This window comes from Kribbella sp. VKM Ac-2568, from assembly GCF_004345365.1.
GTDB classification, from domain to species: Bacteria; Actinomycetota; Actinomycetes; order Propionibacteriales; family Kribbellaceae; genus Kribbella; species Kribbella orskensis.
The window spans coordinates 1-22,977 of record NZ_SLVF01000010.1 but is presented as its reverse complement, the minus strand read 5'-3'; the positions used below and the strand labels follow the sequence as shown (position 1 = coordinate 22,977).

The following is a 22,977-nucleotide window of genomic DNA, read 5'->3' as shown; positions in this document are numbered from 1 at the left end:
CGTTAGTTAGGGGGTCACTGCTGCTCGGACTTGAGGTGCGCGGAGTATCGGATATGAATCGGGGTGTCGAGAATCGATCGTGCCTAGTACTCCAGCAGTAGTTCGTGATCTGGCGGTGTGGCGGTCCAGGCCGTAGCGCGGCCACCGTTCGATGATCCGGAGTTGTGTGGACTAAGGATCGTCTGGCGGTGGCCGCGTGCCCAAGCGTAGACCCTGATCGATGGCAGGACGGCTTCGACGAGTTGGTGGGGCGGATCGCGGGTCGGTTCGCGCGGGTCGAACCGCGCAGGCGGGCCCGGTTGTTCCTGCTGGGATTGCTCGCGGGATTGCCGCGGGTGAACTGCTGGACGATCGCCGAGCACGCTGGTGAGACGAGCCCGGACGGGATGCAGAACCTGCTGTCGCGGGCAGCCTGGGACGCCGAGGCTGTGCGTGATGACCTGCGCACCTTCGTCGTGGATCACCTCGCCGATCCCGCCGCAGTGCTGGTAGTGGACGAGACCGGGGACGTGAAGTAGGGCGTCCACACGGTCGGGGTGCAGCGCCAATACACCGGGACCGCCGGCCGGATCGAGAACGCCCAGGTCGGGGTCTACCTCGTCTATGCCGCCGGGAGTGGGCATGCGTTCATCGACCGGGCCTTGTATCTGCCGAAGTCGTGGACCAGCGACCCGGATCGATGTCGTGCCGCGGGGGTTCCCGACGACATCAAGTTCGCCACCAAACCGGCGCTTGCGACCGAGATGATCACCCGGGCTCTGGACGCAGGCATCCCAGCGGCGTGGGTGGCCGGCGATGAGGTCTACGGCGCCGACTCCAAGCTGCGCAGGTCTCCAGGAGCGCCGGATCGGCTACGTGCTGGCGGTGGCCTGCGATCATCAGGTGACCACGCTGGCCGGCAAACACCCTGCTAAGGCTCTGGCTCGCCGGTTGCCGTCACGGGCCTGGAACCGGCTCAGTGCAGGGGTTGGCGCGAAAGGTCAACGCTGGTACGACTGGGCGCTGATCGACATCCCGGTCGACGTCACCGATCCCAAGATCAGTAGCGGCCACGCGTTGCTGGTCCGCAGATCGATCAGCACCGGTGAGCTCGCGTTCTATCGCTGCTACACACCCACCCCGGTGCCGCTGGCGACCCTGGTCGCGGTGGCCGGACGCAGGTGGACCATTGAGGAGTCTTTCCAAGCAGGTAAGGGATTGACCGGCCTGGACGAGCACTAGGTCCGCCGCTGGACGTCGTGGCACCGCTGGACCATCCTGGCGATGCTCGCCCACGCCTTCCTCGCTATCACCGCCGCAACACAACGAGCCCAGACCAACCCGGCTCCCGGGCTCATAGCGTTGACCGCGAACGAGATCCGGCACCTGTTCACCCGGCTGTTCGACCACGGCCGACACAGCGCGGCACACCTGCTGCACTGGTCACGCTGGCGGCGCCGCCACCAAGCACGAGCACGCGACTGCCACCACCGCCGTCAAACAGCCCAACTCGCCTGATCACGAACTACGGCTGGAGTAGTCAGGGCTCGTCGGCCCGTCCCCCGTTGGCGTGGCGCGCACGTGCCAACAGGTTGCCAGTCGAAGACAGCAGAACTGCCATTGACGATCGACACCCTGCCGAGGTACCGCTTGTTCGATTGGCCGGCTACCCGTTGCAGGTCGCCGCGGTCGACTGCCGTCTGACCGTGTGCTGCCGCATCGCCCCGCTAGCAATCATGGGGAAGTGCGGTCCGGCACGCCCCAAGGACGCCCCAGGCGTCGCAAGCGATCGAGCAAGCCCTTGACCCGCGCCGCTCCGAGCCTGAAGTCGGCAGCTATCGGGGCGATGCGGAGGGCTGCCCGCGCACTTGACTCCTAGCCGTCAATCTTCCTCGAGCTGTAGACCCGTGCGGCGATGATCTCGATAATGTTCTGATCCCGCGGGGGGATCGAAAACGAGGGGGAACATGCTGGGTTCACGTCGAGCTCGCGAGCTTCAAGCTGCGCGGGACCGAAACATCCAGGTCGTAGCGGAGAACGTCAGGCAGTATGTCGCCGGTGCGCCAAAGACCTATCCGGACGGAACGCCGTTTCCCGCACCTGTAGCCGTAGAAGCACTCGGTCGAACGGCCGTCCAGATATCGGAAATCGATCATCCCGATAGAGCCGCCATCATAGGCCGGCTTCACTGGATGATGGCCCTTTTTAGAGAAGTCGCCGAAACGGAACCGACCACGGACACGGTTCAAGCGTTCTTCGAGACGCGCATGTGGCTTCAGAAGCACGGATTTGCCGAAGCCAATGGAGTGGTTGTACAAGCCGGGCTCGACCTGATGAAGTTCTGGGAGCAGAACGGCGCCCAAGATCGGATGATCAAAGCGGCGATGAACCTGCCTGGTCAAGGTCAGTAGGTGATCCGGTGCCCTTGGGTCAGCCGACGAGCAGAGCCAACTCAATCCTCGCCGGAACCGCCTCCCGAATGTCGAGGAACTTGCTGCACTGATCGATTTGGCCGCGAATCGGCTGGTTGCAAATGACTGGCGACAAACCAGACCTCGACCGAACGAGCAACCCGTGATCCGGTACGTAGACGACCCGAGCCTGCCAGTCTCCAGAGTTCATGCGCCGCCATTCTAGTGTCGCGTAAAGGATGTTCTTTGACCTGGGGTGGTGTGGTCGAGGATGTCGTCGGCGGTCTTGGTCCAGGTGAAGGGTTGGCAGCGGTCGTTCCAGCCGTCGATGAATCGGCGGATCGCTGTGGTGAGTTCTTTGACGCTGTTGAAGCTGCCGCGGCGGATGGCTTGGCGGGTGATGATCCCGAAGAAGATCTCGACCATGTTCAGCCAGGAGCCGGACGTCGGGGTGAAGTGCAGGGTGATCCGCGGGTTCTTGGCCAGCCAGGCCTGCACGTTGGCGTGTTTTGTGGGTGCGGTAGTTGTCGCACACGATGTGCAGCCGGCGGCGGGGGTAGGCCTTGGCGACCTGCTTCAAGAACTTGAGGAACTCGGTGTTGCGGTGCCGTGGGTAGCAGGCGTCGACGACCTTGCCGGTGGCGACCTCGAGCGCGGCGAACAGCGTGGTGGTGCCGTGCCGGACGTAGTCGTGGGTTTGTTTCTCGGGGATCCCGGGCCGCAGCGGCAGGATCGGCGCGGTCCGGTCCAGGGCCTGGATCTGGGATTTTTCGTCTACCGACAAGACGATCGCGTTCTCCGGCGGGTTCAGATACAGGCCCACGACGTCGCGGACTTTGGCCTGGAGTTCGGGATCGGTGGAGAACTTGAACGTCTCGACCCGCCATGGCTGCAGGCCCCACTGTTTCCACACCTTCGCCACGGTCACGTGCGACAACCCCAGCTCGGCGGCGAGCAGCCGCGACGACCAGTGCGTCACCCCGAGCCGTTCCGGTGGTGGCTCCAGGGTCGCCAGCACCACCTCGACATCATCGATCTGCTTGCGACGCCCCGGTTTCGGCCGATCGTCCAACCCGCCGAGACCTTCAGCCAGATAGCGCTTCTTCCAACCGATCACCGTCGGCTTGGACGCCCCGACCCGCTCCACAATGTCCTTCACCGGCACTCCATCAGCCGCCAGCAACACGATCCGCGCCCGCTGCGCCAGACCCGCCCGCAGGGACGGCGAACGCACCCACGACTCCAGAACCTCACGATCGCCCGGCGATACATCCACCACCACAGTCAACGCCACGAACGAATGATTCCGAAGAACCAACCCGAAGTAAAGTTACTTCGCTAACGCGACACTAGGATCAGACCGGGCCACGGCCCACGCTCGTGCGCAAACTAACCCGCCCTACGCTGTTGAAGGACTTCGAACAACCGCTCAGAGATGTCGACAGGGGACTGGAGTTCCCATGGGGATATGGCACCAGCATTGGCGACCGTATCCCGCGCAGCGCGGTGGGACCACCCGAGGCCATACCTGGGGCGCGTCTGCTGACCGCAAAGCCCAACACGGCGCGTCGACTCTGACCTTGGCTGAAGCTTCGACCTTCCGGGAGACTGCGTTGCTGCTCAGGGAGGACCAACCAGAGCTGGCCTATCTCCCGACGTTCACGCTGATGACGTGGATCGTCACGGGGCCCGAATTAAACGAGGACCCGGACGCGCCCGATCGGCCACTGACTCAGGCGCACCTTGATGGGGAACGCCTATCAGTCGCAGAAGGCACAGCGGGAACGCGATGGCGAACACACCCCCGTGGAAGCAAGTTATTGACCCTCACTAAATGGAGGCCAGTGCGCTGGCACTCCGCTTGCTCTCATTGAGGCGTAGCGCGAGGCGGCCCGGCAACTCTCGTCAGTCACAGGCCAACCCCGATTCGATCAGCCTTACGAAAGGACCCAAGATGCTCTACACGCTCTCGATCCCGGCGCAGTTCGCCGCCGCCTTCGCCGCAGGCGAGGTCACCCTCATGACGACGGCAGCCGGGGCTACGACAACGCTCATGGCCGGAGGAACCATCGTCGGCACCGCTACCCTTGCCGAGGTCGCAGCCGGCGGGGCGGGAGTCGGCGCGGGGGTTGCGGGCGGCGCAGGTGGCGCGGCCGTCGCTGGCGCAGCGGGCGCGATGCTGTGGCCGATCGTTATCGGCGTCGGTGTGACGGCACTCGTCCTCGGTGCGCTGTGGTGGCGCTTCGGCAAGGGCAAGCCCGATACCGTCGACGCCGATTTCGTGCAGTTCGAGTTCGAGGCCAGCCCCGACGAGGCCCTGGATGTGCTCCGACGCGCTCAGGCGATCGTCGACGCTGCCCTCGAGCTGGAGACCAGCCAACTCAGCCGGCCGCGCTGACGATGCCCCCGCGGAAGCAGTGAATGGCCACGTCGTGCCGGACTCCTTGACGGCATGCATAGCCAGACAGGTGTCAGGAGCCGTAGGGCCTCAGGCACTCCATCGAACGCGAGCCTCGCAGACCAGATGAAGACGTCGGCACGAGGCGGCTTAGCCGGCTTGTAGCTGCTCGACCTCGATCGGCGGCTTGCCGGAACTGAGCCTTCCCGTCTGGCCTGATGCCGATGAATCCCACCGGCGATAACCGATCATTGCGAGCGATGAGAATGAGCTGATCCCGGTAACGATCAACCGGATCTCCATCCTCGGTCCACGTCATCAATCCAGCCCGCACCATCGTCGAATAGGCGAATCCCTCCGACCGCAGGTGATCGACCAGAGCTGTCCAGGTTTCCGGTGCGTACCCGACCTTCCAGGTCGACTGAGGCGACAACACCTGAAGCGCTTCGCTCAGCCGGACGACCGCGGCACCGACACCCCGTGAGCCAGCCGTGCCGAGGAACGCGATTGTGACGGCTCTGCCGCAGCAACGCTTGGTTTCCGGGTGTCGGCACGAGTTGGTGTGCTCTCGGGTGCACTGCTTATGGTCTGCGTGGCCCTCGGTGCGGGTCGGCGCCGCATCACGGCGCCGCCAGAGTTGGGACGTCCGATTCCGCGTCGTCGACCAGTTCCGGCAGGACCGGCTCGGCCGGGACGCGGCCTGTGAGCGCCGACAGGGCAACTTCGACCTGGTCGGCGAGGTTTGTGACAGCGAGGTCGGGTTCCACACCGAGCGGGATTCGAAGCGCGACCCGCGCGAACCCGTCTTCCTCGGGCCCCTCCACGTGGGCCAGGCGCCCGGTGTCGGCCAGGTCCCGCCAGGCTTCGAGCACGTCGTGGTCGTGCTTCCAGAGACGAAGCCACAGCGGTGTCGGATAGCGGTGCGCCCACCACCAGGTACTGAGGTTCACCTGGACCTCGACACCGCTGGATAGGTGCTTCTGGTAACGGCCGTAGTGCCCCTTGGTCGATGTGGTCTTCAACCCGCTGGTTGAGGTGGTTCCTCGGCGGACCAGCTCGTCAGTGACCCGGTCGACCAGATCGTAGAAGTCCAGGAGACGGCGCGCGCTAGCCGTGTCGATGTCCTCGGTGGTAAAGGGCAGCATCGCTTCGCGGTCTGCGCGGTTGCACAGGCCAACGAGCTGGGCGAGGTTGTCCAGCCCGACGCGGTCGTCTGCCTCCTGCAAACAGCTTCGGACCTCGGCGAGCATTCGTGCCCAGGACACGACAACTACGAGCTGACCGTTGTCGAGGGCCGTCAGACCCGTTGTCGGGTCGTATGTCGAGACGCAGCCCATCCGCTCCTCGAGCTCTCGCGCAACAAGAGCCTGACGTTGCGCGGGGACCAAGAAGATGAGGACGTGAGAGTGGGTCGGAGCCGCCCTGTCGCCGGCATCCGATGCGGAGTGGTCCACGAAGGCCTCCGCCTGTCGGCGCAGGTAACTGGTGGGTTGGTGGCGGGTCAGGGCCGCCCAGAACTTCCCTTCGATTATGACCACCGGTCGGCGCTGAGCATCGTCGCCGACGAGGTCGGGGATTCCGGTGCCGTCGTCGGCGACAGCCTGGGCGTGCCAGCGCAGCCCGGCGGGCACCTCCACGAATGGGCGCACGACCCGAGCCGGTGCTTCCCCTGCGCCACCGGCGAGTAGGAAGCGCAGGGACTCAGTGGCGACGTTCTCCCATTGGCGAGCAGAGAACTTCGAGACGACGTGCGCGAGAAGGCTTGCTTCCACAGTCACATCTTGCCGCACTACTACAACAAGCCGCCCTCTAGGACCCTGTTTTGGTGCCGAGGGCAGCCACTCCGAATCTGAGGTCCGAACCGAGAGAGTTGCGATGACTGGCGAGATGACGCCGTACGACCGCCGCGCCTGGGCTGAGATCGAGAAGTGGTATGTGCCACGGCGATCACGCCCACGGACATTGGGTCGTGCCCTAGCGTTCCGGCCGGCGGAGTCAAGCGGTCACCCGGACTCAATGGTGCGCTCGGCGTCGTTGTCCTCCATCGAAAGGGTGGTCGGCGAGGTCGTAAGTTCGGCAATCAGACCGTAGTGGGCGCTGGCGGCGTTGTGCGGTCGGTCCAGGATCTCGCTGACAGTTCGCGATGGGCAGGGTGGGGCCACCGTGCGGGCCTGCAGCGCACCAGAATGTGGCCGATGCGACGGAACAGCCAGTCCCAGTCGGCGCTGATGGGGTTGTGAGGAACGAACGTGTGCCCGGCTCGGCGGGGTGAATGCTTGTCCATGCGTCGCGGTAGCAGACGCTGAAGTTGTCCATGACGTGTTTTCCGGTCCAGAACCGGATGCTGTCGGCATCTGGTTCGGCGTCGAGGTCACCTGCGACGACAACGTGTCCCGGTTCTTTGGCGACGAGGTCGTCGAGGCTTCGCGCCGTCGCCGCTGCTTGGATGCGCCGTTCGGCTTCGTGGTCGAGCTGCCAGTCCGGGAATGGTTCACGAGCCAGATCCAGCCGATTGGTTGCGGTGTGAGAATCTTGGTAACCAGGCCCGTGCAGGCGAAGTCGTTGCTGCGGGTGGTGAGGTGGAGATCGCCCTCCTCGACTTTACCGATCGGCCATCGACTCGCGGTGGTGACTCCCTGTCCGTCAGATTGCCTTGCGAGTGGTGGATTATCTGGTATTCCTCGCCAAGAATTTCGCGCACCTGGTCGTAATCGGCGGTCGCCACGGTTTCCTCCAGCGTGATCAGGTCGAAGCAAGGTCGGCGAACTCCCGCGAGAGGATGCTGCGTCGTGCGGGCCAGTCTCCGCGAGTGCCCCAGATGTTCAGCGTGGCGAGCGTGACGGTGCTCATGAAACCGGCCGGCCACTGGGGGTGTGCCGGGGCGTGACCGCTCTTGTTGCGATTGACTGCCAACAACATTGTCAGTAAAATCGTAACCACTTCGGGAGCGACGGCGATTCGCCAATCGTGAGCGGTGATGACCGGCGCCCCTGACTGGTTCGATCGACACGCGACCGGAGACTGACGATGACAAGCCGGCCTCGAACTTCCGATCCGAGCGATGAGGCCTACGAGCGGTTGCGCCAGGGCATCATGCGGGGTGAGGTATCCCCCGGACAGCGCCTGGTCGAGGCTGACCTCGTCGAGGCGCTGGGCGTGAGCCGCGCCGTGGTGCGGACAACGCTGACCCGGCTCACCCACGCCGGCCTGGTCGAGAAGGAGCCGAATCGCGGCGCCAGGGTGCGAACGGTGAGCGAGGAGGAGGCCATCGAGATCACCCAGGCCCGGTCGGTCCTCGAGGCGCTCGCCGCGCGCCATGCCGCCGAGCGCGCCACCGCCACCGATGTTGCCGGGCTCCGGACGATTCTCGGCGAGATGAAGACGATGCTCGCCGCCCAGGATCTCCTCGGCTACTCCGAGGGCAACAGCCGGCTGCACGCGAAGATCATCGCGATCTCCCAGCATCAGACGGTGCAGCGCCTGGTGGCCAATCTGCGCGCCCAGATGGTCAGGTTCCAATACCGCACCATCCTCGTGCCCGGCCGGGGCAAGGAGTCCTTCGCCGAGCACAAGAAGCTGGTCGAGGCAATCGCCGCCCATGACGGTGACGCCGCGGAGGCCGCGATGCGGAACCATCTGCTGCACGTGACCGAAAGTCTGGTCCGGACCAAGGGCAGCCGACCCGACGGAGCCGGGTTGTTCGGGCGGATCTGAGGGGCTCCGTCGGGTGGCTGCGCTGACGGGGTCAGCCGATCACGGGCTGACCGAAGCCGTCATCGACCAGCACCTGGCCCTCGCGGTAGATCTCGACACCGCGCAGGAAGGTTCGCTGCACTTTGCCGCGAGTGACAAGGCCGTCCGCCGGGCTCCAGCCGCACTTGTAGAGGCTGGTACTGCCGTCGATCGGCGCGATGTGGTCGACGTCGACGACCACCAGGTCGGCATCTGCGCCTACCTCGATCGTCCCCTTCCGGCCGGCCAGTCCGACCAGCCGCGCCGGGTTCACGCAGCACAGCTCGATCGCACGATCGAGCGTGAGCCGGCCGTCGTACACCGCGGTCAGCATCAGCCGCAGGTAGTCGGCGATCATCGGGCTTCCGCTCGGCGCAGCGAACATGTCCTGCCAGCCTGGCAGCTTCTCCTCCTCGGTGTGGGGCGCGTGGTCACTGCCGATGACATCGACGGTCCCGTCGACGATCGCCTCCCACATCGCCAGATTGTCGGCAGGCGGCACCCACTGGCCCAGCACGAAAGGTCCCCGCTTCTCGATCCGCTCCCAGTCGTTCGTGACGAACATGGCGAACGGGTTCGCCTCCCCCGTGACGCTTCGCCCAGCGACCTTGGCTTCCCGGACCATCCGGATGCCCTCCACCGACGACAGGTGCAGCACGTGCAGGCGAGTCCCGACCGATCGCTGGAACTCGAGCAAGGTGGCAACCGCCGCGTTGAACGCGACGCTGTCCCCCAGCCGGAAGGACCGCGCATACGAGGCCGGGGCGACGCCCCAGGAGGCCTTCGCCCGGGAACTCATCAGGTTGTACAGCTCGTGGTCGGTCGGATGGACGTACAGAGGAAGGCCTGTCGCGGCGACCTGTTCGAACGCCTGGTAGAGAACGGCCCGATCCGTCACTGCCGTGGCCGGTGAATGCGGGTAGGTTCGTTCGACGTCGTACGACATCCACAGTTTGAAGGCGGCCGCACCGGCCGCGGCGAGCTCCCCGATCAACGACGGGTTCACCGCCGAGGCGTTGTGCCCGTAGTCGACCACCGAGTTGCGGTCCAGGTGATCCAGATGCTCGCGGAGCCGGTCGGGAGTCGTGATCGGAGGCTCGGTATTGGGCATGTCGAACACGGTCGTCACACCACCGGAGGCGGCGGCCCGGGTGGCGCTGGCAATGTCCTCCTTGTAGGTGAAGCCCGGATCCCTGAAGTGACAGTGTGTGTCCACGAGACCTGGGATGACCAGCTGGTCGCCAAGGTCCAGCTCGCGGTTCGCCACTACCTGTTCGCCGAGGTCATGCACGGCAAGGATGCGGCCGTCCTTGATGGCGATCTGCGCCCGGATCTCCTGCCGCCCGGTGTGCACCCGGGTGCTGCGCACCACCAGGTCGGCGACCGGAGCTTTCTCCGGGCCTGCGTCGGTCCGCGTCATTTGGCGAGCGCTTTGCTGATGAAGTCGTCCCCGGTGATCGTCGCGAACTCCGGCGGGTTCTTGGCCAGACCTGCTACCTGGTGGAACTTGACGGCCTTCGCGTACCCGTCTTCGGTCATCACCGGAGCCGTCGGGATCTCCGCCTGCAGCACTGGCAGCATCGCGGCGACCGTCTTCGGGTCCAGCGAGCTCTGGTACTTCTGGAACAGCTGCCGAGTCTTCTGCGGATCGTCGTGGATCAGCTTCTCGGCCTGCGCGATGGCACGGACGAAGGCCGACATCGCGGCCGGCTTCCGCTTCAGGATGTCGCCGGTGGAAAGAGCCAGACCGTGCGGCTGGGCGCTCATGTCAGGTACGTCGCCGCGGGTCGGGCTGATGTAGATCGAGCCGGCCTTCTGGGCCTCGACCTCCTGGCTGACGGGCTGGAAGAAGATCAGCACGTTCACCCGGTCCGTCTTCAGTGCGCCGAGGGCACCGGCGTTCGACGCGCCGAGGTTCACCAGCGTGACGTCCTTCTTGACGTCCAGGCCGACCTTGTTGAAGAGGAACTGCAGCAGCGCGACGCCGCCACCAGACGGAGCCGGGATGCCGACCCTGGCGCCCTTCAGAGCCTTGATCTTGTCCTCGAGGCTCGCGCCCTCGCCCGGCTGCTGGAACTGCTTGCCGACGATGACGTCGACGTAGTAGCTGTTGACGAGGTTGGCCACGATCCGTGGATCGCGCTTCCCGTCGGCCAGCAGGAACGCCGTCGTAGCGACCCCGCCGCCGATGTCCGCGGAGCCGCCCGCAAGCGCGGCGGCCACCTTCGAGTCGCCCCCGACGATGACCGGCTTGTCGACCTTGAGTCCCTCCTTGGCGTAGTACCTCTCCTCGCTGGCGACGAAGAGCGGGAAGAACGCCACTGACGAACTACTTTGGACGACGCGTAGTGTCATGTCGTCGGCGGCACCATCGGTGCCGGCCTCCTTGGCATCCGGGGTTTTCTGGCAGGCGGCGGTCAGGGCCAGGAGCAGCCCGACGAGACCGGCCAGAAGGGGCTTTGCCTTCATGTGAAGTCACCTAATTCCTGAAGAAACGTGCGGGGACGTAGCCGGCGTTACTCGCCGGGCCTGGCCTGCCAGCGACTCGATCGTCGCTGCAGCAGATTGACCCCGAGATTGAGAATCCCCGCGATGATCGTGATCACCACGAGCGCGGCGAAGACGCCGGCGGTGTTGAACTGGCTGGCCGAGTCGAGCATCAGGTAGCCGAGGCCCCGGTTGGAGGCCACCAACTCGCCGACGACCGCGCCGATCAGCGCGTACGGAACGCCGACCCGCAGGCCGGTGATCACGCCGGGCATGGCGCCTGGTACGAGCACCTTGACGATCATCTGCCGGCGGCTGCCGCCCATCAGCCGGACAGCGTCGATCAGACCACGGTCGACCGAGCGGACGCCGGCGGCGGTGTTCAGATAGACGAGGAAGAAGACCGTTGCCGCGGACAACAAGACCTTCATCTTGATGTCGATCCCGAACCAGATGATGAACAGCGGAGCGAGCGCCACCTTGGGGATGCTGTAGAAGGCGATCATGTACGGGTCCAGGACGTCGCCCAGCACCTTCACGATGGCCAGGAAGAATCCGGCCACCAGACCGGACGAGGCGCCGAGGGCGAAGCCGAGCAGGATCTCCTGCACCGTGAGCCAGGTGTTGGAGGTCAGTGTGCCGTCCGACAGCCAGCTGCGCAGTTGGGTCCCGATCTCGCTCGGCCGGCTGATGAACAGCGGGTCCACCAGCCGCCCCGAGGCGAGCTGCCAGAGGGCGAGCGCCAGCACCAGCAGCCCGAGCCTGGCCAGTGAGATCCAGAGAGTTCTGCCGTGCCGCTCCATCCAGCTGCGGTCGGCGGGGACTTCCAGCGGTCCGGCCGCTCGACGATCGCCGGGCGTCGTCAAGTCGGCCGTTCGATCGGTCATGGCGTTCACGCTGCCCCTTCTTCCCTCTGAACGGACCCGGCCCTCAGCGCGTCCGCGGTCACCTTGTGCAGCTTGACGAAGTTCGGCTCGAGCCGGATCTGGTCGAGATCTCGTGGCCGGGGCAGGTCGATCCGCTGGTCGAGCAGTACCCTGCCGACCGGCCCGAGCACGATCAGCCGATCGCCAAGCAGCAGCGCCTCCTCTAGGTCGTGGGTAATGAAGACAACTGTCTTGCCGGAGCCGTACCACAGGCGCAGCAGGTCTGCCTGAAGCTCGGCGCGCAGCTGGGCGTCGAGTGCGCCGAACGGCTCGTCCAGGAGGTATGTGTCCGGCTGCGCCGAGAGCATCCTCGCCAGGCCGGCCCGGCGGCGCATGCCGCCCGAGAGTTCGCGCGGATAGTGCTTCTCGAACCCACCGAGTCCGACGCGTTCGATCAGCTCGCTCGCCACCGCGGCTCGTTCGGCCCGGCCCACTCCCCTCACCTCCAGCGGCATCTCGATGTTGTGCTGCAGGTCGCGCCAGGGCATCAGCGTGTCGTGCTGGGTCAGGTAGGCCAGGTCACGGTTCGGTCCGGTGACCGGCCGGCCACGGAACTCGATCCGTCCCGAGGTCGGCGACAGCAGCCCGGCCATCATGTTGAGCATGGTCGACTTGCCGCAGCCGCTGCGGCCCAGCACGGTCAGGAAGGTCCCCTCCTCGACGTCCAGGTTCAGGCCCTGGAGCGCCACCACCCGTTTGTCGCCCTTCAGGAAGGACTTTTCCAGGTCAACGACCCGCAGCACGGCAGTCATCATCAGCTCGCCTTCGTGTCCTCACGGCGCATACCGTGAATGTCATAGCTCAGCTCTCCGGCCTGGAGCCGGGTCCGCATCGCTTCCTCCTTGGCGAGCCGCGCCCGGGATGCCTCGAGCACAGCTCGCACGTCAGTCTGCCGGACCGCCACCACACCGTCGGTGTCCAGTACGACGACGTCGCCCGGGGCGATCCGGGTACCACCGACCTCGACCTCGACGTCGATCGACCCGCGAACCGCCTTCTTGGCACCGGCAGCCCTTACCCAGCGGCACCAGACCGGTACCTCGAAGCCCCGCAGTACCTCGACATCGCGGGCCGCACCGTCGACCAGTACGGCGGCAGCGCCACGAGCCGCGGCCTGAGTCATCAGCAGTTCGCCAACCAATGCGACCGGTGAAGGATCGGGCATGGTGAGGACCAGCACCTCACCGGGCTGCAACCGATCCATCACCTCATGGACCGCCCTGTTGTCGTCCTGGCCGCACAAGGCTGTCCGCGCCGAGCCCGCCGCTCGCGACCCGGGCACAAGCTGCAAGTAGTCCGCGTTCGCCAGGCCGTTACGGCCCGACGCCTCGTAGACAGTCGCGACACCGAGCTCGCGGAGGGCGGCGATGTCTTCCGCCGACGGCCCGGTCACAGTGCGTTCACCACGTTCGGCACGATCCGCTGGAAGGCTTCCGCCTGCCGGATCGAGCTGTCTCCGGTGACCTTGCGGGCATGGTTGCCGCGATGGTCGGCCCGCTCCGCGTAGTAGGTCTGCAAGTACTTCTGGGCTTCCATCGCCTGCATCGCCTCCACCTTGGCCGGCATCACCGAGGTGATGTCCACGAAAACGCTGGGCACGAACGCACACAGGTCCGGCTGATGCGGCTCGAAGACCAGGAACTCCGACGGCGGCGCGGTCCGGAACCCGCTCGCCACGACCGCGCCGGAGCTGAGCAGCCGCGCTCGCCGGACCGCTTCGAAAGCCAACGGGTGGTCCGGATTGAACGGGTCGATCGCCGGATGGGTGAGGACGACCTGTGGGGCGAAGTCGCGCAGCAGCTCGACCAGCCGCTCAACGGCCGCGTCGTCGACAACCAGCGGGTAGTCGCCGAGGTCGAAACACTCGAACTCGGCCCCCACAGCGTCGGCGGCCCGGGCCGCTTCCTCGTGCCTGATCCGTTTCACGTTCTCCTCGGTCTGGCCGGGCTCCTTCCACAACTCGCCGGACTCGCCGCGTTCGCCGTACGAGAGGGCGACGACCCGGGCCTGTCCTCCGGCGGCCACGTGCTGGGCGACGGCGCCGGCCGCACGCCAGACGAAATCGGCGCTGTGCGCACCCACGACCAGCATCCTGCGCGCTCTCATCGGACCGACTCCGCCGTTGCGGTGACCGGCTGCGCGGCCAGCAACGTCGTGTTGTCCACTGCCATGGTGCGGACCTCCTCCTCGCTGAAACCGGCGTCGAGCAGGTGACGGGCCATCAGCGGGAGGCCGTCCTCGACCGGCGGGTTCGACGGCTGGCCGAGGTCGCTGGACAGGAACGAGTGCTCGGGCCCGGTCCGCCGAATGTTGTCGATCATCACGTCCCACTCCACCTTGCCCGTGTACGGGGTGGTGAAGCAACGTTCCATATAGGCGCCCAGATCAACCAGTTCGGCCTGTTGGTCAGCAGTCAGCCGCTGCGAGGTGAATTCGGGATGAGTCACGATCATGCGCCGCAGTCCCACCTCGGCGGCCGCCCGGACCACGACGAGGATCTCCGCCGCGGACAGATGACCGGTGGCCAGGACAAGGTCGTGCTTGGCCATCAGGGTGAGAACTGCGACAACATCGTCACGCACCGCACCCGACTCGTCGACGACGCGGACCGGAGGCGGATCGATGCCTTGGGCCCGCAAATCCTCCTGCAGGGCTGCCCACATCGGCGGGGTGGCACCGGCCGGCGCCTCGGCCTTGGACTCGCGCTGGTTGACGCTGTCGACGGTCGGGAACCAAACCAGACGCGCACCGCTGCGAGCGGCGATCTCGACCGCGGTCGGGTTCATGCCGCCGGAGGCCACGTTCAGAGCCAGCGCGCCGAGCACATCGACCCCTGGTACGGCGGCCCGGACGACTGACGCTCGTTCGGCGGTCGGCACGTAGTGCGACTTGAGCACGAAGCCCGCCAGGCCGACCTCGGCGAACCGCCTGGCCAGCGTTAGGTCGTCGACCGACCGCGGTACCACGTCAGGCCCGACGTGCACGTGCAGGTCATAAGCGCCGGCGACGAACTCACGGTCGGCATCGGCGGGACGAGGGTGTTGAGTCATCTGATCTCCAACGAGACGAACTGGGAAGGAATGCTGCAGGATGCGGAGAAGCACTGGCCGGGTGTCACTCCCGGACCAGTTCCCGGTGGCGCCATGGCGCCATCCGCTTCTCGAGGAACTTGAGGAGCTCCATCACAGCGACGGAGAAGATCACGATGACCATCACGCCGGCCAGGTAGCGTGAGGTCGCGAACAACTCGGCGTCGGCGTTGATCTGGTAGCCGATGCCCTGCGTCGAGGCGATGTACTCGCCGACGATGACGCCGATCATGGCCCGGCCGACGGCCAGCCTGAGTCCAGTGATGAAGAACGGCGTCACCGACGGGAGGACGACGTCGCGATTGAGGTTCCACCTGTTCGCGCCGAACGACCGGGCGGCGCGCAGCAGCACCCGGTCGGTGTTCCGAACGCCCTCGGTGAGGTTGATCATCACCGGGAAGGTGGACAGGATTACCACGATCGCGACCTTGGACGCGATCCCGAGCCCGAACCAGATCACCAGCATCGGCGCCAGCACCAGCACCGGGGTCGAGTACAACGCACTCACGATCGGGTCGAACGCCCAGTACAGGCGCTTACTGGTCCCCATCACCAGGCCAACCGGGACCGCGATCAGGACGGAGATGACCATGCCGAGCAAGAACTCGGTCCCGCTCACCCTCAGGTCGCTCCACAGCGGTCCCTGGGCAAGCTCCAGCCCACCGGACCAGATCTGCGACGGATAACTGAAGAACAGCGGGTTCCAGCCGGCCACCCGGCCGAGTCCCTCCCAGATCGCCAGAATCGCCACAACCGTTGCTATGGGCAACAGGCGCTGCTGGTGCCGGACCAGCCAGCCGCTGCGCTGGGGTTGAACCGGCAGCGTCCGACCAACCTGCTGGATCCTCTGTTGCTGCTGGGTCATGACCGGTCCTCCAGGCTTCGGCCCTGCGCCGCGGCGACCTCTTGTCTGAGGAAGTCCCACAGCCGATCGCGATGCCGGCTGTAGTCGATTCGCCAGTTCTCCGCGTCGTCCCGCAACTCTCGAACGTTGATGTCGTCCTCGACGCGGCCGGGCGCCGCGCGGAGCAGGAGGATCCGGTCCGACAACTGCAGAGCCTCGTCCAGGTTGTGCGTGACCAGGACGACGCTGCGCTGCTCCTGCGCCACCAGCGCACGGACGTCCTCCCGGAGCAGCTCAGCGTTCTGGGCGTCGAGCGCCCCGAAGGGCTCGTCCATCAGCAGCAGGGTCGGCTGCACCGCGAACGCACGCGCCAGTCCAACCCGCTGCTGCATCCCGCCGGACAGCTGGTACGGGTACGACTTCTCGGCCTTGGACAACCCAACCCGGTTCAGATAGTCGCGGGCGACCTCGTTACGCTGCTTGCGGCTCAGATCGCGCCGCCGGTAGTCCACGCCGAGCCGCACGTTGTCCAGTACGGTCCTCCACGGAAACAACGCGAAGCTCTGGAACACCATCGCCCGTTCGGCGTTGCGTGCCGCCACCGGCTTGCCGCCGACCTCGACCCGACCCGCGGCGGGCTGGAGCGCCCCGTCGAGGATCTGCAGCAGCGTGCTCTTGCCGCAACCACTCGCGCCGATGATGCTGACGAACTCACCTTCGCGCACCGAGCAGGAGATGTTCTGCAAGATCAGACTTTCGCCGTAGAAGAAGGTCACGTCCTCCACCTCCACCAGGGGTGGGGCGCCATCGGCGGTGGCTCTGCTCGCAGTGATGCCCGCTGTGCTCATGACGACTTGGGGAGATAGTCAGCCGAGTAGATAGCTTCCGGCTTCACAGGCTTCTTCATCACGCCGTACTTGACCGCGACGTCGATCCACGTCTGCAGCGCGGCGACATCCATGCTGCCGTCCTTGGCGTAGATGTCCTTCACCTCGTCGTACGACGCCTTGGCGTCGGCCGGTGTCATCTTCTCGGTTTCGGCGAGTAGCTTCACCGCGTCCTCGGGGTTGCCCGCCACCCAGCGAGTGCTCTCGACCAGCGCGGCGATGAAGTCGCGCACCAGGTCAGGCTTCTTCTTCAGCGTGTCGGAGACGCCGGCGATCACTGCTGCGGAGGCACCCGGCAGGTACTTCTGCACCGTACCGAGATCGTTGAGGCCGGCTTTCCTGGCCTGGATGTCGAACGGCGCCACCAGCAGGCCGGCGTTGACCTGACCGGCCTGGATCGAGGCGAGGATGCCGGCCTGCACGCCGACGGTGACATAGGTCAGCTTGTCCTGCCCGATCCCGGCCTTGTCCATCACGTAACGCATCACCGCTGTGTTGCCGTTGTTCGGTCCGGGACCACCGAACTTCTTGCCGGCCAGCTGCTCGAGACTGGTGACGTCCTTACTGGTGATGATGTGATAGTCGAGCTCGTCCAGAACGTTGCCGACCATCACCAGTTGCGCACCGGAGGCCGAGGCGGACACCACATAGGCCTGTTGCAGCAGGGCCAGGTCCTGTCGGCCCGACACCAGGGCGGACGTTGCGATGTCACTGGATTTCGCCTGTGTCACCTTGAGGTCGATCCCGTGCGCTTTGAAGATGCCGCGGGACAGGCCGGCGGTGACCGGCAACAGCTCAGCGGCGTACTTGGTGTTGACCAGGTTCACCGTCCGGAGGCCGTTGGCATCGGTCTTCGCGCTCTGTGCCGGGTTGCCGGCGCATGCCGCCAGGACCAGACCAAGTGCGACGAGTACGGCGCAACTGCTCCACCGTGCTCTGCGTGGTTCGAGGTGCGATTTGATGCTTGAGAACGGCATGAGCACTGTCCCTTCGAGAATGCGGCTCGCGCTGGGGTCAGCCCGCGATCAGGCGAGCGGGGTTGTCCTTCAACATCGTTGAGAGGGCGGCCTCGCCGACGCCGCGTTCCCACAGATTGGCGGCCAGCACCCGGAGGGCTTCGTGCGGCCGCGGATGCCGTACGCCGCCGGCATCGGAGGCGAGCACCAGGTTCTGCGGGGTGAACTCGCTGATCGTCGCGACGACCTCGTCGATCGGGAACCGGTTGGTGTAACCGCCGACGGTCGAACAGGCGATCTCGATCACCGCGCCGAGCTCGACGGCCCGGCGGGCCAGTTCGAGGTCGTACTTCGGGGTCCACCGGATGTGGGTCACGATCAGCTTGACCTGTTGCTGTTGGCAATGACTCGCCAGTGCGAGGATCTCCTCCGGCGAAAGATGAGACGTCGCCAGCAGCGCATCGTGGTCACGGACCAGGGCCACTACTTCCCGGGCCGCGGGCGTGAGTTCGCCTTCCGCGTCCAGCACACTGATGCCGGCGGCATCAGCTGGGTTGTAGATGTCCATGTCCGAGTACCCCCAGTTGCCTAGGGCACCGGTCACCTCGGCGTGGAACCGCGCGTGGCCGCTCGGCATCCAGACCACCCGGCCACCGAGCCGCAAGCATGCGTCCACCGCCGCGGGATTGATCCCGCCCACCGGGTAGTTCAGGCAGATTCCGCCGATGTAGCGAAAGCCCGGCACCGCCTTGTTGGTGTGGTAGGCGCGGCTGGAGGTGCTCTCCAGGTGTGCCTTGACTGCCATCCCGGCCATCCCGGCGTCGCGACAGCCGGTCGCGATGTCGACGTCGTCACCGATCCGGCCGAGCACGTCGGGACCCGCGTGAACATGTAGGTCGATGACGCCGTCGAGTGAAAACACTTAGTCCTCCAAAGGCCTGGCTGCACAGTCTCGCCTCAGCGCTACGGTTCGCGAAAATAGAACCATTTCTATCGCCCAGATTGTTCACAATCCTAGCGACACTTGTCCGGCTGTCAAGGGTTCGACCCGCTCAGATCGGACGGCTGAACCGGCGGATGGCGTCTTCGTCCCACGCCATCCCGTGACCGCTTCGTTCCGGTGGCACAACGGTTCCGTTGTGTGGTGTCAACGAATCGGCCAGGACGGCGTCGAGGATGCCGAAGTCCTCGACATAGCTCACGTTCGGGGTCTGCACAGCGAGGTGGATGTGCAACTCGGGCAGGGAGTGGTAGCTGATGGATCGGTTGTGCGCGACTGCGAGCTGGGCGATCCGTTGCGCCTCCGTCACCCCGCCGGTCAGTGCCGCGTCAGGCTGGTAGAGCCCGATCGAGGTCGCGCGCAGATGCTGGGCGAACTCGTGCCTGCCGACCAGATGTTCGCCTACGGCTATCGGTACCTCCAGTTGCGCGGCCAGCACGGCGTGGCCGTCGAGATCCTCTGCGATCAGCGGCTCCTCGAGCCAGTAGTAGCCGAGCTCGGCCAAGCGCCGGCCGAGCCACAGAGCACCGGTCAGGTCGAGCTGCTCGTTGCAGTCCACCATCAGCCTGACCTGGTCGCCGACCGCTTCCCGGACCGAGCGCAGCCGGTGGAGATCATCCTCCACCGACCGTGCACCCGCCCGCACCTTCACGGCCGGATACCCGTCTCGCAGATAGTCGAGGGTGTGCTGAACCAGTTCGTCGAGCTCAAGGGAGTTGCTGCCACGACCGGATCCATAGATGGGCACGGCGCCGGACGAACCGCCCAGCAATGCGTAGAGCGGCTGGTCTGCCTGGAGACCCCGCAGGTCCCAGATCGCGATGTCGACAGCTGACAACGCGGGTACGAAAACCGATCGCCCGAGTCGCCGGGTGCCGTTGGAGAGCTGGTCGCGCTGCCGGTTCCAGTCAGAGGTTCGCAGCCCGATCAGCGCAGGAGCGATAACCTCCTCGACCATGCGGCACACCACCACGGCCCCCAAGCCCAGCGTGTAGGTGAACCCCGTGGCCCTAGCCCCGTCGCTGTCGGCGATGATGACCCGCACGACATTCACGACTCCGGACCCGTAGGCACGTAGCTGCCGATCCAGCGGCACCGCCAACAGCTCGGCGGACACAGCGGTGATCCGAGCGGTTCCACCATCGGCGACGGCCACCTCGGGCCTCAACTCATCCCCCGGCAAGTGCTTGCCGTTCGCCACGATCGATGGCAGTCAGCCAGGAGATCGACGCGAGTGTCATATCGTGCGGAGTCCCCAGGTGCCGCGCGTAGTCGCGGGTGTCTTCCATCTCGTGCAGGCGACGCCGCGCGTGCTGGTAGGTGCCCTTCACCAACCGGTCCACCAGCGCCTCGCCACCGGCGCCCAGCTCCGCGACCACCTGCGCGCGCACCCACTCCTCGCAGCCGGCGACCCGGCCGGCGGTCAACGACTCCAGGACGGTAGTCGCAAGGGACTTCATGAAGATGCTGCGCAGCAACTTCCGTGCCGTCGCGGCCCCCGGCTCACCCTCGATCACATCGATCGAGGCGCCCAACGGCCCGAGCAGCTCGACCAATCTCGCGGCGCCTGGTCCACAGGCGAGGACCGGTGTCCGCACCCCCGCCCGCGTAACCGGCGCCAGGATCGCCACATCGACGTACAAGCCGCTGCCGAGCTCGGCGCCAACCTCGGCCTTGCGCGCAGGCGAGGCCGCGTTCATGTCGGCGTAGACCGCGTTCGGATCCACGTGCGCGGCGACGCCACGCGCTGCCGCGACCGATCCCGCGCTGGTAGTCAGGCTCAACACGAGGTCGGCCCCTTCGACCGCTTCGGCGATCGAGGTCTTCAGGGCGACGCCGTCAGCCGGCTCGACCGGCCGTATGTCGAAGGCGGTCACCTTGACGCCGGCGATCACCAGATCCGCCGCCAAGCGGCGTCCCGCCTCGCCGTACCCAAGTACTGAGACGTGCATATCGCCTCCATTGTTGTGCGCAAGATTGCTAACAATCTAGGTTCACACTTTGCTCGCGTCAAGGGGCGTGGTCTTGCCCAGCCCGAACCGATCCGCTGCCCCAGCATTCAAGGGTTTCGAGTCCGCACGGAACTGACTCAGGTCGAAGGCAGATCCCGCAGCGTCCCCAGGCTTGTGCCTCGGTGCTCGATCTCCTCGGCGGCGTGAGCTACCCGTCGCCCGACCGCATCGATGCGGGGCGGGAAAGGCGCCACCTCGACATCGTGATCGACCCCGTCGGGGCCCATCCCAAGGTGGTCGTCGAGAACAAGCTCTACTCGATCCCGTACCCGGCCCAGCTCACGAAATACAACGCCTACCCGGTGCCGTGGTCGTCATCGCACGGTGATGAGGGCGCAGTGGAGACCCGGTACGTGCTTCTGAGCTTGATGGCGCCATCGTTCCCACTGCCGCCGCCGTGGGTGCACGTCACCTACCGCGACCTCGCCGATGCACTCGCTCATGTCGACGAGGGTCACCTCGGGCGCACCAGCGATCTCTTCGTTCGCTACCGGGCCCTGGTGCACCGCCTCGTCGCGCTCGCCGAGGCCGTCGACCCGGCCCAGGCTCTCGACGAGCAGTTCTCGGTAGTCGAGGTCGTCGCCCAGATGCCGGGCGGCGGACTCGACGGCGCCATAGCGAAACTGCGTTTCAGCGGCCTGGCTCAGGCGGTCCAGGCCCACTTCACGCACCCGAAGGAGCTTGAACTCGACGGCGCGCGCGGCGGCCGCATCAGCTACTGGCGACGCCTGGCCGACAACCGCGGCGGCGTCGGCTGGCAGTTCCAGGAGAACCAACTCCGCCTACAGATCACCGTCGAAGACCCAGACCTCCAGGGCAAGGGCAACGAAGCGGCACGCGCCGCCATCGTTGAAGCAGAGCACGTCGAGTACTTCGACCACAGCCAAGTCGAGGCGATCCTTGGATCCGAGTTGCGGAGCAAGACCTACACCCCAGGTCAGTGGAACCACTTCAACCCCGACTTCGCCTACTGAACCATCCCGGGTTTGATGCACACCTCCTTCGTTGGGAGGGTGGCATCTATGCCGAGCAAGTACGACGAGCAGACCCGGGCCAAGGCGGTTCGTCTGGTCACCGAGCATGTTGACGACTACGACTCTGAGTGGGCGGCGATCAAGGCGGTATCGGCCCGGTTGGGGATGACGTCTGAGACGTTGCGCCGCTGGGTCCGCCAAGCCCAGATCGACACCGGACAGGCCGACGGGGTGACGTCGGCGTCGGCCCGTGAGATCCGTGAGTTGAAGCGCAAGAACGCCGAGCTGGAACGCACGGTCGAGATCTTGAAGGCCGCGACAAGTTTCTTCGCGCGGGAGAGCGACCCGCGACAGCGGTGATCTGCGCGTTCATCGCCGAGCACAAGGCTCGGTTCGGGGTCACTCCGATCTGTACTGCGCTGACCGCGCACGGCTGCCAGATCGCCCCGAGAACCTACTACGCCTGGGCCCAGCGGGCGCCGTCGAAACGGGCCCTGTGGGACACCACGATCACCCAACTGCTGGCCGGGTACTACGAGCCCGACGAGCATGGCCGGCGCCCACCGGAGTCGCTGTACGGGTCGTTGAAGATGTGGGCCCACCTCAACCGGCAAGGTGTCGAGGTGGCGCGGTGCACCGTGGAGCGGCTGATGCGCGCGAACGGCTGGCGTGGCGCGACCAGGGCCAAGAAGGTCCGCACCACGATCCCGGATCCGGCCGCGACGAGGGCGCCGGACCTGGTCAACCGGCAGTTCGCCGTCGAGGCTCCGAACCGGCTCCTTGTCGCCGATTTCACCTACGGCCGGGCGCTGGCCGGGTTCTGCTACACGGCCTTCGTGATCGACGCCTTCGCCGGCCTGATCGTCGGCTGGGAGTGCTCGACGTCCAAGCACACCGCGTTCGTCGAACGAGCCATCGCCCAGGCCGCGGCATTCCGCGCCAGGCAGGGAAATCCCCTGCAAAACAAGGTGATTCACCACTCCGACGCCGGGTCGCAAGGCGGATTCAATCGGTCGTCGCAACACCTCGAACACGGAGGTTTGCGATGGGGCGGGGAAAGGACCGGTTGCCGGAGGTGTCGGTGGGTGTGCGGCGGCAGTGGGCGGCGGATCGAGCGCTGCGACCGCCGATGCGTTCACCGGGCCGGCCTGAGCCCTCGCGCGCGGTGCAGCGTGCGTTCTGGCGGGTGATCGCGTCGGGCGTGACGACGGTCGAGGCCGCTGAGTCCGTTGGTGTGTCATGGCCGGTCGGGGCCCGCTGGTTCCGTCACGCTGGCGGCATG

19 protein-coding genes and 4 pseudogenes are annotated in these 22,977 nt (G+C 66.0%); 7 read left to right on the top strand and 16 right to left on the bottom strand.

Features of this window, described 5'->3' with window-relative positions; translation table 11 throughout:
* The first annotated feature begins 245 nt into the window (after window positions 1–245).
* Window positions 246–1,497, top strand: a pseudogene (locus EV648_RS27500) (IS701 family transposase).
* Between the two features lie 449 nt (window positions 1,498–1,946).
* On the top strand, window positions 1,947–2,390 hold the full coding sequence (locus tag EV648_RS27495) for a hypothetical protein (RefSeq protein WP_132297844.1): 444 nt from the start codon (window positions 1,947–1,949) through the stop codon (window positions 2,388–2,390).
* Window positions 2,391–2,612: 222 nt separating this feature from the next.
* On the opposite strand, the pseudogene EV648_RS27490 reads toward EV648_RS27495, so the two are convergent.
* Window positions 2,613–3,678 (bottom strand): annotated as a pseudogene (locus tag EV648_RS27490) (IS630 family transposase).
* A gap of 666 nt (window positions 3,679–4,344) precedes the next feature.
* On the opposite strand from EV648_RS27490, the gene EV648_RS27485 reads away from it, so the two are divergent.
* The gene (locus EV648_RS27485; RefSeq protein WP_132297841.1) at window positions 4,345–4,788 is read left to right on the top strand and encodes a hypothetical protein; all 444 of its coding nucleotides are present in this window, start codon (window positions 4,345–4,347) and stop codon (window positions 4,786–4,788) included.
* Window positions 4,789–4,861: 73 nt separating this feature from the next.
* Here the strand turns inward: EV648_RS27485 and EV648_RS45295 are convergent, their stop codons facing one another.
* Window positions 4,862–5,224, bottom strand: coding sequence for a hypothetical protein (locus EV648_RS45295; protein WP_158294081.1), 363 nt, complete (start codon window positions 5,222–5,224; stop codon window positions 4,862–4,864).
* 184 nt (window positions 5,225–5,408) lie between these two features.
* Window positions 5,409–6,560: a hypothetical protein gene (locus tag EV648_RS42730; protein ID WP_158294080.1), complete on the bottom strand. Its 1,152-nt coding sequence runs from the start codon at window positions 6,558–6,560 to the stop codon at window positions 5,409–5,411.
* Between the two features lie 1,255 nt (window positions 6,561–7,815).
* Here EV648_RS42730 and EV648_RS27475 point away from each other — a divergent pair.
* On the top strand, window positions 7,816–8,502 hold the full coding sequence (locus tag EV648_RS27475) for a GntR family transcriptional regulator (protein ID WP_132297838.1): 687 nt from the start codon (window positions 7,816–7,818) through the stop codon (window positions 8,500–8,502).
* 31 nt (window positions 8,503–8,533) lie between these two features.
* Here the strand turns inward: EV648_RS27475 and EV648_RS27470 are convergent, their stop codons facing one another.
* The 13 genes from EV648_RS27470 to EV648_RS27410 form a co-directional block, all read right to left on the bottom strand.
* On the bottom strand, window positions 8,534–9,940 hold the full coding sequence (locus EV648_RS27470; protein WP_132297835.1) for a dihydroorotase family protein: 1,407 nt from the start codon (window positions 9,938–9,940) through the stop codon (window positions 8,534–8,536).
* Window positions 9,937–10,989: an ABC transporter substrate-binding protein gene (locus EV648_RS27465; protein WP_132297832.1), complete on the bottom strand. Its 1,053-nt coding sequence runs from the start codon at window positions 10,987–10,989 to the stop codon at window positions 9,937–9,939. Before EV648_RS27465 ends, EV648_RS27470 begins: the two co-directional genes overlap by 4 nt.
* 47 nt (window positions 10,990–11,036) lie before the next feature.
* Entirely contained in the window at window positions 11,037–11,894 is an 858-nt protein-coding gene (locus tag EV648_RS27460) for an ABC transporter permease (protein ID WP_132297829.1), read from the bottom strand.
* 5 nt (window positions 11,895–11,899) lie between these two features.
* Window positions 11,900–12,688: an ABC transporter ATP-binding protein gene (locus EV648_RS27455; protein WP_132297826.1), complete on the bottom strand. Its 789-nt coding sequence runs from the start codon at window positions 12,686–12,688 to the stop codon at window positions 11,900–11,902.
* On the bottom strand, window positions 12,688–13,326 hold the full coding sequence (locus EV648_RS27450) for a dimethylmenaquinone methyltransferase (protein ID WP_132297823.1): 639 nt from the start codon (window positions 13,324–13,326) through the stop codon (window positions 12,688–12,690). The genes EV648_RS27455 and EV648_RS27450 overlap by 1 nt, the downstream gene beginning before the upstream one ends.
* Window positions 13,323–14,039 carry a PIG-L deacetylase family protein gene (locus EV648_RS27445; protein WP_132297820.1) on the bottom strand — a complete coding sequence of 239 codons (717 nt, stop codon included), beginning with the start codon at window positions 14,037–14,039 and terminating at the stop codon, window positions 13,323–13,325. Before EV648_RS27445 ends, EV648_RS27450 begins: the two co-directional genes overlap by 4 nt.
* Window positions 14,036–14,983: a DUF6282 family protein gene (locus EV648_RS27440; protein WP_132297817.1), complete on the bottom strand. Its 948-nt coding sequence runs from the start codon at window positions 14,981–14,983 to the stop codon at window positions 14,036–14,038. The genes EV648_RS27445 and EV648_RS27440 overlap by 4 nt, the downstream gene beginning before the upstream one ends.
* 64 nt (window positions 14,984–15,047) lie before the next feature.
* Window positions 15,048–15,887, bottom strand: a complete 840-nt coding sequence (locus EV648_RS27435; RefSeq protein ID WP_132297814.1) for an ABC transporter permease — start codon at window positions 15,885–15,887, stop codon at window positions 15,048–15,050.
* Window positions 15,884–16,714, bottom strand: a complete 831-nt coding sequence (locus EV648_RS27430; RefSeq protein WP_132297811.1) for an ABC transporter ATP-binding protein — start codon at window positions 16,712–16,714, stop codon at window positions 15,884–15,886. Before EV648_RS27430 ends, EV648_RS27435 begins: the two co-directional genes overlap by 4 nt.
* A complete protein-coding gene (locus EV648_RS27425) occupies window positions 16,711–17,730 on the bottom strand; it encodes an ABC transporter substrate-binding protein (protein ID WP_132297808.1) in 1,020 nt (339 codons plus the stop codon). Before EV648_RS27425 ends, EV648_RS27430 begins: the two co-directional genes overlap by 4 nt.
* 37 nt (window positions 17,731–17,767) lie before the next feature.
* Window positions 17,768–18,631 carry a DUF6282 family protein gene (locus tag EV648_RS27420; protein WP_132297805.1) on the bottom strand — a complete coding sequence of 288 codons (864 nt, stop codon included), beginning with the start codon at window positions 18,629–18,631 and terminating at the stop codon, window positions 17,768–17,770.
* Between the two features lie 130 nt (window positions 18,632–18,761).
* The gene (locus EV648_RS27415; protein WP_132297802.1) at window positions 18,762–19,826 is read right to left on the bottom strand and encodes a mandelate racemase/muconate lactonizing enzyme family protein; all 1,065 of its coding nucleotides are present in this window, start codon (window positions 19,824–19,826) and stop codon (window positions 18,762–18,764) included.
* A 52-nt stretch (window positions 19,827–19,878) separates the two neighbouring features.
* Window positions 19,879–20,661, bottom strand: a complete 783-nt coding sequence (locus EV648_RS27410) for a DUF1932 domain-containing protein (RefSeq protein WP_132297799.1) — start codon at window positions 20,659–20,661, stop codon at window positions 19,879–19,881.
* A 203-nt stretch (window positions 20,662–20,864) separates the two neighbouring features.
* Between EV648_RS27410 and EV648_RS27405 the strand changes: the two genes are divergently transcribed.
* From EV648_RS27405 to EV648_RS45290, 3 genes and pseudogenes are all read left to right on the top strand, one after another.
* Window positions 20,865–21,695 (top strand): hypothetical protein, encoded by an 831-nt coding sequence (locus EV648_RS27405; RefSeq protein WP_132297796.1) that lies wholly within the window; start codon window positions 20,865–20,867, stop codon window positions 21,693–21,695.
* A gap of 48 nt (window positions 21,696–21,743) precedes the next feature.
* Window positions 21,744–22,741, top strand: a pseudogene (locus tag EV648_RS27400) (IS3 family transposase); the annotation flags it as partial.
* Window positions 22,741–22,977, top strand: a pseudogene (locus EV648_RS45290) (IS30 family transposase); the annotation flags it as partial. The pseudogenes EV648_RS27400 and EV648_RS45290, both read left to right, overlap by 1 nt.

Excerpts from the sequence above, each read along its gene's own strand:
- EV648_RS27495 (WP_132297844.1), top strand. The coding sequence starts at position 1,947 with ATGCTGGGTTCACGTCGAGCTCGCGAGCTTCAAGCTGCGCGGGACCGA.
- EV648_RS27485 (WP_132297841.1), top strand. The coding sequence starts at position 4,345 with ATGCTCTACACGCTCTCGATCCCGGCGCAGTTCGCCGCCGCCTTCGCC.
- EV648_RS27475 (WP_132297838.1), top strand. The coding sequence starts at position 7,816 with ATGACAAGCCGGCCTCGAACTTCCGATCCGAGCGATGAGGCCTACGAG.
- EV648_RS27470 (WP_132297835.1), bottom strand. The coding sequence starts at position 9,940 with ATGACGCGGACCGACGCAGGCCCGGAGAAAGCTCCGGTCGCCGACCTG.
- EV648_RS27465 (WP_132297832.1), bottom strand. The coding sequence starts at position 10,989 with ATGAAGGCAAAGCCCCTTCTGGCCGGTCTCGTCGGGCTGCTCCTGGCC.
- EV648_RS27460 (WP_132297829.1), bottom strand. The coding sequence starts at position 11,894 with ATGACCGATCGAACGGCCGACTTGACGACGCCCGGCGATCGTCGAGCG.
- EV648_RS27455 (WP_132297826.1), bottom strand. The coding sequence starts at position 12,688 with ATGATGACTGCCGTGCTGCGGGTCGTTGACCTGGAAAAGTCCTTCCTG.
- EV648_RS27445 (WP_132297820.1), bottom strand. The coding sequence starts at position 14,039 with ATGAGAGCGCGCAGGATGCTGGTCGTGGGTGCGCACAGCGCCGATTTC.
- EV648_RS27440 (WP_132297817.1), bottom strand. The coding sequence starts at position 14,983 with ATGACTCAACACCCTCGTCCCGCCGATGCCGACCGTGAGTTCGTCGCC.
- EV648_RS27435 (WP_132297814.1), bottom strand. The coding sequence starts at position 15,887 with ATGACCCAGCAGCAACAGAGGATCCAGCAGGTTGGTCGGACGCTGCCG.
- EV648_RS27430 (WP_132297811.1), bottom strand. The coding sequence starts at position 16,714 with ATGAGCACAGCGGGCATCACTGCGAGCAGAGCCACCGCCGATGGCGCC.
- EV648_RS27425 (WP_132297808.1), bottom strand. The coding sequence starts at position 17,730 with ATGCCGTTCTCAAGCATCAAATCGCACCTCGAACCACGCAGAGCACGG.
- EV648_RS27410 (WP_132297799.1), bottom strand. The coding sequence starts at position 20,661 with ATGCACGTCTCAGTACTTGGGTACGGCGAGGCGGGACGCCGCTTGGCG.